The organism is Ureibacillus chungkukjangi, from assembly GCF_003217295.1.
In the GTDB taxonomy this organism is placed as follows: Bacteria; Bacillota; Bacilli; order Bacillales_A; family Planococcaceae; genus Ureibacillus; species Ureibacillus chungkukjangi.
Genome location: NZ_QJTJ01000009.1, coordinates 61,974 through 74,735, shown reverse-complemented (window position 1 = coordinate 74,735; position 12,762 = coordinate 61,974). Strand labels below are relative to the sequence as shown.

The window sequence follows — 12,762 nt, the reverse complement described above, 5'->3', positions numbered from 1 at the left end:
TTTCTAATCTGCATAAGTGCTACTAAGGCTAATCGCTATAAGGCTTGGCGCTTAGCCAAGTTTTCTAATAAAATTTTTGGAATTACATACATAATGAGGGTGTCGATTTTTGGTGAATTTTGATATCATTAAAATTATTTAGAAGTTACGGAAATTGAGGGGGCTTTTTAGTGAATAATGTATTTGATGAAAAACGTACAATTGATTTATTAGGTCAATTAGTAAATATTCCTAGTCCATCAGGGTATACAGCAACAATTATGCAATTTATAGGAAGTTATTTAAAAGACATCGGGATTGAGTATAGGCAAACAAATAAAGGTGCAATAATTGCGACAATAGAGGGCGAAAATAACGATTCTCATCGTTTACTTACAGCACATGTCGATACTTTAGGTGCAATGGTAAAGGAAGTTAAAGCTAGCGGTCGGTTAAAGCTAACGATGATTGGCGGATTTAAATGGAATGCAGTGGAGGGTGAGTATTGTACAATCCATACTGCACAAGGCAAAAAAATTCGCGGCACAATACTGCTTCATGAAACAACTGTCCATGTCTATAACAATACTGATGCCATTAAACGAGATGCAGATCATATAGAAGTTCGTATAGATGAAAAATGCTTTAATGCGGAAGATGTACGTGCTACGGGTATTGAGGTAGGAGACTTTGTTTCCTTTGACCCTCGTTTTGAGGTTATCGATAGTGGATTTGTTAAGTCAAGACATTTAGATGACAAAGCAAGTACAGCATTAGTTTTACAATTGGTGAAGCACATTAAAGAAAATGATATTAGACTACCATATACAACTCATTTTTATATTTCAAATAACGAAGAAATCGGCTACGGAGGAAATTCAAATGTTCCTGAGCAAGTAGTGGAATATATTGCGGTGGATATGGGTGCGATTGGTGATGGTCAAAGCTCTGATGAGTATACAGTATCCATTTGTGCAAAGGATTCGAGTGGCCCTTATCACTATGAGTTAACTAGACATTTAGTTGAGCTGGCAAAAACGAACAGCATTGATTATAAGCTTGATATTTATCCGAATTATGGTTCTGACGCATCAGCAGCAATTCGCGCTGGCTTTGATGTAAAGCACGCATTATTTGGACCGGGTATTGAAGCTTCTCATGCATATGAGCGTACGCATGTTGACTCATTAAGAGCAACTGCACAATTATTATACACTTACGTAATTTCACGAATGGATTCGGAGGATTAATATGTATACTGAGGAATTATTAAGTGTTCTCCCATTAAAGAAAATTTCAGGACAATTACCAAATACCATCAAGGATGTTTCAATCGACTCTAGAAGTGTTCAACCGAAAAGCATGTTTGTCTGTATTAAAGGCGAGACAGTTGATGGCCATGATTTTGCACAAAAAGCTGTAGATGCAGGTGCAACGGTAGTTGTAACTGAAAAGGAGCTTACACTAGAAGGTGAAGCTGCCCAAGTAATCGTGAAGAATTCGGAGCGTGCATTAGGTTTACTGGCAGCTAAATTCTTTGAGTACCCTTCAAATGATTTAATGATGATTGGTGTAACTGGTACAAATGGAAAGACAAGCGTATCGGGCATTATTCATCACATGCTAGTTGGTATGGGAGAACGATCTGCCTTATCCGGAACGATTGGATTTGAGTTGAACGGTGTGCTTTACGAAACGGCTAATACAACTAATGATGTTCTTAGTACACAGCAAATGATTTTCCGTGCGAAAATGGAAGGCTGTAGTGCAATGGTGATGGAGGTATCATCCCATGGCCTAGCTTTAGGCAGGCTTGCTGGAGTAGATTATGACGTTGCAGTATTCACAAATCTGACGCATGATCATTTAGATTTCCACGGTACAATGGAAGAGTACGGAAATGCTAAAGGCTTACTATTCTCTCAAATGGGGCAAGACTTTACGAAGAATAAGTTTGTTGTCTTAAATGCAGACGATCCATGGTCTGAAAAATATGAAAGAATGACTTCCTATCCAGCCTGGACGTATGGGCTGAAAAACGATGCAATCTTCAAAGCGGAAAACTGCAATTATGAGGATGGCTTAACAACCTTTGATATGCATACGCCTGAAGGAAAATTCCCGGTAACAATGCATTTACTTGGTGAATTTAATGTTTATAATGTATTAGCAGCAACAGCTGTATTTTATGCTCGTGGATACTCATTGGAAGAAATTATCGAACAAATTGAAGATCTAGCGCCAGTCCGTGGCCGTATGGAACGTGTTAAAACGGATTTGCCATTACAAATTTTTATTGATTATGCACATACTCCAGATGCGATTGAAAAAGCGATTAATGCTGCTTTGCCTTATAAAAAGCCGGAAAATAAATTGATTTTCCTAATTGGAACTGGTGGTAATCGTGATAAATCAAAACGTCCTGCCATGGCACAAAAAGCATCTCTGGCTGATTATGTCGTTCTGACAACAGATGATCCACGCTATGAAGAATATGATAGTATTACAGGAGATTTAGCTAAAGGTATGCTACATGACAAATTTGCTTGCATTGGAGATCGTGCTGAAGCAGTGCGTCATGCTGTTTCAATTGCTGACCCGGGTGATATTATTATCTTCGCTGGCAAAGGGCATGAAGATTACCAAATCATCGAGAATACAAAATATCCTCATAGTGATGCAGAAATTGCGGTCGAAGCTGGCCGATTGAAATTCGTGTAAAACTTATCCAGGATGAAGCTGTTTTACGGCTGTTCGGTAAGCTCTAGCTTATTGAACAGCCATTAAAATTTTCTCGATGAACCAAGAAACTGGATATATAATAGAATTTGTTCCCAGTATATATAGTAGACAAAAGAAAAATGGTTGTACTACTTAAGAAGAATCTTTTATTATACTGATATGTACTTATAATTGAATCGGTATAAGGAAAATAACGAATCGCTTTTCATAAGACGAAATCGAAGTTTCCATTAGCAAGGGTATATAAAAAGGAGAAACAAAAATGACTTCAAAATTAGAGCAAGACATATTAGCACGTCGTACCTTTGCCATCATCTCTCACCCGGATGCTGGTAAAACAACGATTACAGAGAAATTATTATTATTCGGTGGTGCCATCCGTGATGCTGGTACTGTAAAAGGGAAAAAAACAGGTAAATTTGCAACTTCTGACTGGATGGAAATCGAGAAGCAACGTGGGATTTCTGTAACATCCTCAGTTATGCAATTTGACTACCTTGGTAACCGTGTAAATATCTTAGATACACCTGGGCACCAAGATTTCTCTGAGGATACTTACCGTACGCTAATGGCAGTAGATAGTGCTGTCATGGTTGTCGATGCGGCAAAAGGGATTGAGGCACAGACATTAAAGCTATTTAAAGTTTGTCGTCTACGCGGTATTCCAATTTTTACTTTTATCAATAAGCTTGACCGTCAAGGGAAAGAGCCTCTTGAGTTAATCGAAGAACTAGAAGAAGTTTTAGGAATCAACGCTTACCCAATGAATTGGCCTATCGGGATGGGGAAAGAATTTCTAGGAATTTACGATCGTTATAACAAAAGAATCGAACAATTCCGTACAGATGAATCAGAACGCTTCCTGCCAATCGATGAAGACGGAGAGCTGGCTGTAGATCATCCGATGAAAGTGACTTCTTACTACTCTCAGGCAATGGATGACATCATGCTTTTAAATGAGGCAGGCAATGATTTCTCAGAGGAAAAAATCCGTCGTGGGGAGTTAACTCCTGTATTCTTCGGGTCTGCTTTAACTAATTTCGGAGTGCAGACTTTCCTTGAAACATATTTACAATTTGCACCTGCTCCACAACCACGTATTACAGAGGATGAGCAGTTTATCGACCCAGTAGATCATAATGAGCTTTCTGGTTTCATCTTCAAAATTCAAGCAAACATGAACCCGGCTCACCGTGATAGAATTGCGTTTGTCCGTCTTGTGTCAGGTAAATTTGAGCGTGGAATGAATATTACACTTTCTCGAACAAACAAGTCCTTTAAGGTAACTCAATCTACGCAGTTTTTAGCTGATGATCGTGAAACGGTCGATGAGGCTGTTGCTGGAGATATCATTGGGTTATATGACACGGGTACTTACCAGATAGGGGATACTATAGTTGGTGGGAAGAAGACATTCCAATTTGAGAAGCTACCTCAATTTACACCAGAGCTATTTGTCCGTGTTACAGCGAAAAATGTTATGAAGTCAAAGCAATTCCATAAAGGGATTTTGCAGCTAGTGCAAGAAGGAGCAATTCAATATTATAAAACGCTTCATACGGAAGAAGTAATTCTTGGTGCAGTAGGACAATTACAATTTGAAGTGTTCGAGCATCGTATGAAAAACGAATATAATGTAGAAGTACAAATGCAGCCAGTTGGTTCAAAAATTGCTCGTTGGATTGAAAACGAAGAGGATGTAAAAGAATCAATGCATTCGGCTCGTTCAATGCTTGTAAAAGACCGCTTTGATAATCTTGTTTTCTTATTCGAAAATGAATTCGCTATGCGCTGGTTCTCAGAGAAAAACGAAGACATCAAGCTATATAGCTTATTATAGAATTTTCTTGAACGCCATATTTGGCGTTCTTTTTCTTATCAGCTTCCACCGTGTTAGCAACTTAATAATACATTTACATTTAATTCAAAAAAATAAATTGCATTTAATCTAGGCATATGTTTTAATTAAGTTAAATAATAACTGAATAACCATTTGACTATTGTCAAAGGGGAGTAGCTTATAAGTATTGAAAAATACTTACTTCACATTCGTCATTACATGGTGGGAACCATCGGGTGTGAAAGCATTTGATTATTTGATTTCAAAAGCTTATTTTTGGAATCACTAAAATTGCTTAGCAAGACCTTTGCCTATTTATTAGGCATGGGTCTTTTTCTTTTGTCTAAAAAATGGTTATTTCAGTGAATTTATTTACCTGCAGTTAGAAACTATAACTGCTGGAACAAAAATTTTGCTTATTTGAAAGTCAGAAGGATAAGCGAAATTTTCTAATAAAAATCCCTTCATGTGGGTAAACAAATGGTAAGGAGGAAGATGTAGTGGAAATATTTTTGGAATATGCATGGGTATTACTTGTACTTATCGTATTAGAAGGATTATTGGCTGCTGATAATGCCGTTGTTATGGCAGTAATGGTAAAGCATTTACCTAAAGATCAACAGAAAAAGGCTTTATTTTATGGATTATTAGGGGCATTTGTTTTCCGTTTTGCAGCACTGTTCCTAATCACGGTTTTAGTAAACTATTGGCAAATTCAAGCGATTGGGGCAGCCTATCTTTTATTCATCTCGATTAAGAATATTTACGACCAGAAATTTAAGCAGGATGATGAAGAAGATGATGGTGTTGAAGAACATACGAAAAAAGGTAAGGGCTTCTGGGCAACTGTTGCTAAAGTTGAGATGGCAGACATTGCCTTTGCAGTAGATTCTATGCTGGCTGCTGTTGCTATTGCGGTTACATTACCTGAAGTAGGTAATTTCGATATTGGTGGTATTAATGCCGGACAATTCGGAGTTATGTTCTTTGGTGGTATTGTTGGTTTAATACTTATGCGTTTCGCAGCACAATGGTTTGTTAAAGTACTGCACGATTACCCTGATTTAGAAACAGCCGCATTTTTAATCGTTGGTTGGGTAGGTGTGAAATTAGCAATCCTAACATTATCGCATGATGGTGTAGGAATTTTACCACATGACTTTGCGCATTCTACAACATGGAAAGCAATTTTCTGGGTTGTATTACTAGCTATTGCTCTTGGTGGATGGTTCCTTGGAGTTTCGAAAAAGAAAAAACAAACTACACAGGAATAAACCTATAGAAATGGGGAACAGTGTAAACTGTTCCTCTTTCTTTTATATTTCGAATTAATTTACCATATTCATCACAAACTAGTCTTGAGGAATGTTATTTGAAGAAACTGTGATGTCGGTAACTTTAATACATAATATTCTATCTCAATGAAACTCACTGATTGAAGGTTCACTTTAGATGAATTTTCCATTATACTTGTAGAACTAGAACGATAAGTAAAAGAGGCGAATTATATGGCCCAGCATCCTAAAAAAACTAGAGTCATAACACCATTTCAAATACTTGTTAGCTATTATTTTATAGCAATAGCTACTTCCTTCCTTTTATTAAGAATTCCTGGTGTATATAAGGATGGCGTTGATATATCTTTAATCGATACGTTATTCACTGCTGTAAGTGCTGTAAGTGTTACAGGCTTAACAGTATTTGATCTATCTGAAGCTCTTACATCATTTGGAATGATTGTATTGCTCGTAATATTGCAATTAGGGGCAATAGGAATCATGTCATTAGGGACTTTTATTTGGATTATTATGGGGAAAAGAATCGGAATGCGTGAAAGACAGCTAATTATGATTGACCATAACCAATACAATTTGTCTGGTGTAGTTCATTTATTAAGGGAAATCGTAAAAATACTCTTTATCATTGAAGCGGTTGGTGCACTTATTTTATCAATGCATTTTCTTCAATACTTTGATACATGGGAACAAGCATTTAAACATGGCGTTTTCGCTGCCATCTCGGCAACGACAAATGGAGGATTTAGCATTACAGGCGATAGCTTAATACCCTATCACAAGGATTATTTTGTTCAATTCATCACAATGATTTTAATCGTGCTAGGTGCGATTGGGTTCCCGGTGTTAATTGAAGTGAAAAATTATATGTTCCGTAAAAATCCATCATTTCGTTTTAGCTTATTCACAAAAATAACAACGGTTACCTATGGTCTATTATTTGTTGTAGGTACTTTAGTTATTTTACTGATAGAAACCTTTCACTCTTTTCGTGGCATGCCATGGCATGAAAAGCTGTTTACATCAATGTTTCACTCGATTTCAGCACGTTCGGGTGGGTTAGTAACATTTGATGTAACTTTGTTTAGTGAAGCTACTGACATTTTCTTAAGCTTTTTAATGTTTATAGGTGCTTCACCAAGCTCAGTAGGTGGAGGAATTCGGACAACGACCTTTGCACTTGCTATCCTGTTTTTATATAACTTTGCAAATGGGCGAACAGAGATACAATTATACGGTCGTGAAATTTATTTAATTGATATTTTCAAGTCCTATGTTGTCATTATGCTTGCTTTCTTTATGGTCATGATTTCGACAATGATTTTACTAATAACGGAGCCGGCTGCTTCTACTACACAAATTATATTCGAAATCACATCTGCCTTCGGAACAGCAGGTATGTCTCTAGGAATTACCGAGCATTTGTCGACTGAAGGCAAATTCGTCATTATGATTTTGATGTTTATCGGTCGTGTTGGATTAATTTCATTCTTATATACACTCGGAGGTAGAGTCGATAAACCGCCTTATCGCTATCCAAAGGAACGGGTTATAATCGGTTGATTTTTTAAGGGGTCTCATTATAATATGAGACCCTTTTTGTCATTTATCGCCAGTAGCTCTTTGCGGAAATTTGAGTTTTGTAATGTTACAAATATTAAATTATTAGAATTTACAGATATTTAACGTGCAATTTTTGGTTTTATTAGTTAAATTAAGATTAACTTCAAGATAATGTAATTCTAAATAATTAATTTAATTATTAAATATTGTAATCAAGAGAAGTTTTTTAGGAAAATTGGATTTCAATAGGACTAACGAATTTTAATTTTGGAATTTGTCGAAAAAATAAAAGGTCAAAGGTCTTACATCTATTAGCATGACGGTAGTATAAAAATACAAAAATAATCATAAAAATGTTACTTAAATAGATTGTATGCCTTATAAATAATGTTTTTGTCCCATTTTATTAAAAAAAAAATCTATGGAATAATTTGTATTAAAAGATATAGTTTGAATATTTAGTATAATTTAATTTACAAAGTCATAAATTAACCAATTTATTAATAGAATAAAAGTAAGAGAATTGCGTGGAAGAGAGTATTTTTTCCAGAAGGAAAGGATTGGTGAGAGTGAAATGGTGAAAACTGTCAGACCTATTTTTAGGAAATTGTTTCAAACCGTTAAAGATCCAGTACTAATATTGAATACTTCCTGTCAAATTGAGTCAATTAATGACTATGCAGCGCAAATGCTAAATATAGATCAATCATCAAGAAGTCTATTAGAGATGGACGAGTCATCTAAAAGTAAATGGAATAATTATTTAAAGAAAATTCAAAGCACTCTTGGTGGATTTTGCAATCTGAATCTTAAAATTGATGAGGGAAAGTATAAGGAATTTCGCATGATGGGATATTTTCATGAAAAGAAGGATCTTATATTTGTAAGAATTTCTCCAAAGTCTGAAGCTAGCTCAATTAATGAAAGCAACAGTATTGACATCTACTCTATGTTTAATGACATTTCGCATGGTATTATTCTGACTGATTTAAATGGGGAAATTGTGGATTTAAATAGTCAAGCATTACAATGTATGCAATGCGAAAAAAGTCAGATTATCAAGAAGCAGCATGAAGTGATATTCGAAACACTTTCGGATTACGAATATAGTAAACTACAATATTTTGCAAATCTAATGAATGGTGGACGAGCTACTATAAATGTTTCGAGTGATATTGGAAAGCCTTCCTATTATAAAATGGAAAGTAAATTCAACTATAATATGAATATGATTGTTACAACAATTACTGATGAAACAGAGAAAATATTATTAAAGCAACAGGTTGAACAGCAGCAAACTTTAAACTCTATTGGCCAAATGGCAGCAAGTATTGCTCATGAAATTCGTAATCCAATGACTTCATTAAAGGGATTTGTTGATTTGCTAAGACTAAACTCAAATGAAGATCATCAAAATTATTTATCTGTTATGGATTCAGAGTTACAGCGAATGGAGTCAATACTAACGGATCTGTTATATTTGTCTAAGCCTAAACAACGAAGCTATGAGGAGACTTCTATTACTCATGTGGTAAAGGAAGTGATAGAATTAATGATTCCGCATGCTATTCAGTACAATGTCATGCTGAAAATGGATGATTCCAATTACTGTCCAATTAGCATAATGGGTAATCATAATCGGTTGAAGCAAATGCTTATTAACCTAGTAAAAAATGCAATTGAGGTAATGTGTAGTGGTGGGGTTGTTGTTATTAAGCTGGAAAATCATGACGGAGGAGTAGAGGTTTCTGTCATTGATGAGGGAACAGGATTATCAGACGCTGAAATGGATCAGTTATTTACGCCGTTTTTTACAACGAAAGCAACGGGAACTGGATTAGGACTAGCATTAGTCAAAAAAGTTATTGAAGAGCATAATGGCACTATCAGTGTTGAAAGTAATATTGGCATAGGGACAACATTTAAAATTTCATTACCTATATCTGAACGTCAGTATTTAAGACATGAGGATGATAACTTAATTGAAATGTGGATGAGCCATGATTCTTTTAACCGTTTACCTGTAGTTTAAAGAAAAATAGAGATGAGTATTTTGACAAAAGTTTCTTTTTATCGCTATAATTCATATATAATGATAAAAAGGGTGTTTTGTCATGTCTTCTGAGGAAATTAAGCAATCGCTTAAATTGTATATTGTCTTGTCGAGAGCGAACAAGGCCATAAATGAAGTGACGAATCAATTTTTTCAACAGCACGGTTTAAATCCAACAGAATTCGCGGTATTAGAATTACTTTATCATAAAGGTCGTCAACCGCTGCAACAAATTGGGAATAAAATCTTACTTGCTAGCGGCTCTATTACGTATGTGATTGACAAGCTAGAAAAAAGAGGTTATTTAGATCGAGTTTCGTGTCCTTCAGATCGACGTGTAACATTTGCAGAGATAACAGAATCAGGTGCGGAATTCATGAAGAAGTTATTTCCAGAGCACGAAGAAAATTTACATGAATTATTAAGTGTTTTAACTTCTGAAGAAAAGGATACTGTGATTGAGCTGTTAAAGAAATTAGGTCTATCAATAAAGGATTTGTCATACTAAAAGGAGTTGTCTCTATTTATGAGGCAACTCCTTTAGTATTTCTAACATTCACATGTAAGATTATTTAATTGTTAAGCCCATTTTAATCATTGCTTCCGATAAATCAACTTCTGTATTATCGTAGATTGTTAAGCGTACTAATTTGTCTGCTTTTAAGAATACGACAGTTATTACTTCTTCAGTGTCAAAATTTGCAACATAAGCAGTTGAGTTAGATAAATTTTGACCTTCGACAAATGCTGAAATATCATAAGGTTTGTAGTCTTCACTTATAGCAGCCATTGTTTGTTCTGTATTTGCTACTAAGTCATCAAAGGTTGTAGCACTTGTTGTTAAGGCCTCAATTCGCATTGAGACTGTATCGTCTTGGTCATATATTAACATGTCTTTACCAGGCTCTTCTGGCGTTAAACTGAAGCCTGGGATTGCTTGCAGTGTATAACGTTCACCTGAAATTTCAGTAACCTCTTCAGTTTTACTTTCCCCTTTAGAGTAAAAAGTTAGAGTAGATTGTGTTTCTTCAGCAGCAGTATCTTCTTCTTTTTGTGCATCCTCTGCTTTAGTATCTTCTGTCTCAACCGATTCATTGACCTCTTTTGATTCAGTTGTTGCTGTTACATTTTCTTTTTCAGACTCGGTAGTTGTAGATTCTTCGGCTGTGTTACATGCAGCTAAAACGGCAATTGATAATGATAGTGTTATGATTAATTTAATAGTTTTTGACATTTTTTAGCCCCCTTAATTATTATATAGAACGTTTTATCTTATAAAAGGTTTCACATTTAATTCAATTTTTACCTAAAGCTTAATGTAAAGGTAAAATCATGAATAGAAGTAAAATAAATACTTCGTGTGAGACAATAATAAGTGGCAAGCTTTTCTTCCACTCATATAGGAATCCCCAAATCAGTCCTGCAACAAAGGCTGCAACAACACCTAGCCAGAATCCACTAATAGCCACAGATAGTGCAAAAAGGACGCTAGTAATAATAACCGCCATACTAGATGATACCCACTTTTTTAAATATTGTTGTACATAACCACGCCAGAATAATTCCTCACCTAAGACGATGATGAAAACTAGCAATAAAAAATGCCCAATATTAGCTGGTCCATAGGCTTCTAGAAATCTTGTTATTGCGATTTGGGCGCCACTATCAACCTTTGTAATCAGCAAGTAGCCTAGTCGCACAATTCCGTAAAGGATTGTCCCATAACCAATACCATAGATAATGTATTGCCATGTGGATACTTCATCCATGAATTTCCCGTAGACAATGGCTATCGCTATTCCTACCAGAAGTGTAAAGGTGTATAGGTACCAAAAGATATTAACTTCTTTAAAAGTAATATACAGCATTACATAAATGAATATTAAAGAGAGAAGGAGCCCGACAAATTGTTTAGATTTTTCCATTATTAATGACCTCCTTCTTATCATATTATCAAAAAAAAAATCTCCTATCATCTATTAGCAAATGAAAAGGAGATTTTTATTTATTTGTATTAATGTGTTGAACTTTTTTGGAATTTGTTTTAACTTCTCTAATGTAGTGAAGTTAAAGCCTCTACCAGAGGTGATTAATTTTAGGTGAGAACTAAACGAGGTGACCTCGGGTGAATTCTAGGTACTTTAAAGGCTAGTACCATATTAGTAGAATTAATGTTCCTTTGGATGATTTAAAATCTTATAGCGTTTGTGATTTACAACTGTTTTTTCTTCCATATCTAGATCATGAAAATTATCCATAATCGTTAAGTCTACAATCACAGAGTTTTCGTTTACCTTTTCTACGACACCTTGTAAACCTTCTTTAAACTCGACAATATTTCCAACCTCTGCTATTTTCATAAGAGTCAGCTCCTTATCGACTAATATTAAGAAATTTTGCATGAAAATCTAAAAAAAGTAAAGAGATTTTTAGAATTTTTAATTAATTTCTCTAAAATTTAACAATTAAAAGGTGATTAAATGGATAACTATCAACAAATAATTGAACAGCTTAAAAACGGTGAAATTGAAAGTATCAAAATACCGAAGGAAGAATTTTTGCAATTTCGAACGTTCTTGGTAAGTGATGAAAAGTTTAAACATTTTCGTGGAGAAGCTCAACAGGGTGGAGATGTTGTTTTCACATTTTTAAAGGAACCAAGAAGTTAAACGCTATTTCTGTCGAACTTTGTCTAGCGATTTTCGTCCTTATTTTCCTAAGAAACCCTTATAATAATTACATCATATTTTTTTAGGAGGAGTTTAGTGGGTAAGGACCTTTTAAAAGAACTTGAATCAAAAAGACAGCTAATGATACAAACTGGAATAGAGTACGGTCTTCAAAACCCAAGAACAATTCGTATAAGTAAAGAATTAGATCGTTTAATGAATGAATATGATGTTGTTTTTGCTAGTGAAGATAAGCAATTAGAAAAAAATGATGAGTATAATTATATCTAGAAAAAAAATTTGTAAAAATTGTTTAAAAAGGTATTAAGGGGGATATATTATTTATGAACACAGCAACATTCTCATTTCCCCCTTTAAGAGCAGGAGCATTAGTCTTCTGCTCTCTTTTTGTGTTCAATTGAGAAAGTTGTATTGCCAAAGTAAAAGCTCGATACAGGGGATGCACTAGCTTTTTTTAGAATATGACACTTATTTTGTAAATTTTATGTAATTTTTTTCTACTTTTAAGCAATAATCAGAAAATATTTGGTAAACTATTATAAAAAATTATCTCGCTCTTATATTGTATGAGATATGGCTACTTAGTATTAATACAGATAA

General features: G+C 34.8%; 12 protein-coding genes. 9 read left to right on the top strand and 3 right to left on the bottom strand.

Going from position 1 to position 12,762, the window contains the following annotated elements:
* The first annotated feature begins 170 nt into the window (after window positions 1-170).
* From BJ095_RS08910 to BJ095_RS08880, 7 genes are all read left to right on the top strand, one after another.
* Window positions 171-1,229, top strand: a complete 1,059-nt coding sequence (locus tag BJ095_RS08910) for a M42 family metallopeptidase (RefSeq protein ID WP_146223204.1) — start codon at window positions 171-173, stop codon at window positions 1,227-1,229.
* 1 nt (window position 1,230) lies between these two features.
* On the top strand, window positions 1,231-2,700 hold the full coding sequence (locus BJ095_RS08905) for a UDP-N-acetylmuramoyl-L-alanyl-D-glutamate--2,6-diaminopimelate ligase (protein WP_107934985.1): 1,470 nt from the start codon (window positions 1,231-1,233) through the stop codon (window positions 2,698-2,700).
* A 283-nt stretch (window positions 2,701-2,983) separates the two neighbouring features.
* Window positions 2,984-4,561 carry a peptide chain release factor 3 gene (locus BJ095_RS08900; protein WP_107934984.1) on the top strand — a complete coding sequence of 526 codons (1,578 nt, stop codon included), beginning with the start codon at window positions 2,984-2,986 and terminating at the stop codon, window positions 4,559-4,561.
* A 500-nt stretch (window positions 4,562-5,061) separates the two neighbouring features.
* The gene (locus BJ095_RS08895) at window positions 5,062-5,835 is read left to right on the top strand and encodes a TerC family protein (RefSeq protein ID WP_107934983.1); all 774 of its coding nucleotides are present in this window, start codon (window positions 5,062-5,064) and stop codon (window positions 5,833-5,835) included.
* A gap of 234 nt (window positions 5,836-6,069) precedes the next feature.
* On the top strand, window positions 6,070-7,419 hold the full coding sequence (locus BJ095_RS08890) for a TrkH family potassium uptake protein (protein ID WP_107934982.1): 1,350 nt from the start codon (window positions 6,070-6,072) through the stop codon (window positions 7,417-7,419).
* Between the two features lie 607 nt (window positions 7,420-8,026).
* On the top strand, window positions 8,027-9,451 hold the full coding sequence (locus tag BJ095_RS08885; protein WP_215534988.1) for an ATP-binding protein: 1,425 nt from the start codon (window positions 8,027-8,029) through the stop codon (window positions 9,449-9,451).
* Window positions 9,452-9,533: 82 nt separating this feature from the next.
* Window positions 9,534-9,980, top strand: a complete 447-nt coding sequence (locus BJ095_RS08880; protein ID WP_107934980.1) for a MarR family winged helix-turn-helix transcriptional regulator — start codon at window positions 9,534-9,536, stop codon at window positions 9,978-9,980.
* 60 nt (window positions 9,981-10,040) lie between these two features.
* Here the strand turns inward: BJ095_RS08880 and BJ095_RS08875 are convergent, their stop codons facing one another.
* The 3 genes from BJ095_RS08875 to BJ095_RS08865 form a co-directional block, all read right to left on the bottom strand.
* The gene (locus tag BJ095_RS08875) at window positions 10,041-10,706 is read right to left on the bottom strand and encodes a hypothetical protein (RefSeq protein ID WP_107934979.1); all 666 of its coding nucleotides are present in this window, start codon (window positions 10,704-10,706) and stop codon (window positions 10,041-10,043) included.
* A 79-nt stretch (window positions 10,707-10,785) separates the two neighbouring features.
* On the bottom strand, window positions 10,786-11,397 hold the full coding sequence (locus tag BJ095_RS08870; protein WP_107934978.1) for a CPBP family intramembrane glutamic endopeptidase: 612 nt from the start codon (window positions 11,395-11,397) through the stop codon (window positions 10,786-10,788).
* Between the two features lie 243 nt (window positions 11,398-11,640).
* Entirely contained in the window at window positions 11,641-11,832 is a 192-nt protein-coding gene (locus BJ095_RS08865; RefSeq protein ID WP_107934977.1) for a YkvS family protein, read from the bottom strand.
* Window positions 11,833-11,952: 120 nt separating this feature from the next.
* Between BJ095_RS08865 and BJ095_RS08860 the strand changes: the two genes are divergently transcribed.
* Both BJ095_RS08860 and BJ095_RS08855 read left to right on the top strand, forming a co-directional pair.
* On the top strand, window positions 11,953-12,141 hold the full coding sequence (locus BJ095_RS08860) for a hypothetical protein (RefSeq protein ID WP_107934976.1): 189 nt from the start codon (window positions 11,953-11,955) through the stop codon (window positions 12,139-12,141).
* A 96-nt stretch (window positions 12,142-12,237) separates the two neighbouring features.
* Window positions 12,238-12,432, top strand: coding sequence for an aspartyl-phosphate phosphatase Spo0E family protein (locus tag BJ095_RS08855; RefSeq protein WP_107934975.1), 195 nt, complete (start codon window positions 12,238-12,240; stop codon window positions 12,430-12,432).
* Window positions 12,433-12,762: the final 330 nt, after the last annotated feature.

Bases quoted from the DNA above. Each gene is read 5' to 3' on its own strand.
- BJ095_RS08905 (WP_107934985.1), top strand. From the start codon at position 1,231: ATGTATACTGAGGAATTATTAAGTGTTCTCCCATTAAAGAAAATTTCA.
- BJ095_RS08900 (WP_107934984.1), top strand. From the start codon at position 2,984: ATGACTTCAAAATTAGAGCAAGACATATTAGCACGTCGTACCTTTGCC.
- BJ095_RS08890 (WP_107934982.1), top strand. From the start codon at position 6,070: ATGGCCCAGCATCCTAAAAAAACTAGAGTCATAACACCATTTCAAATA.
- BJ095_RS08880 (WP_107934980.1), top strand. From the start codon at position 9,534: ATGTCTTCTGAGGAAATTAAGCAATCGCTTAAATTGTATATTGTCTTG.
- BJ095_RS08875 (WP_107934979.1), bottom strand. From the start codon at position 10,706: ATGTCAAAAACTATTAAATTAATCATAACACTATCATTATCAATTGCC.
- BJ095_RS08870 (WP_107934978.1), bottom strand. From the start codon at position 11,397: ATGGAAAAATCTAAACAATTTGTCGGGCTCCTTCTCTCTTTAATATTC.
- BJ095_RS08865 (WP_107934977.1), bottom strand. From the start codon at position 11,832: ATGAAAATAGCAGAGGTTGGAAATATTGTCGAGTTTAAAGAAGGTTTA.
- BJ095_RS08860 (WP_107934976.1), top strand. From the start codon at position 11,953: ATGGATAACTATCAACAAATAATTGAACAGCTTAAAAACGGTGAAATT.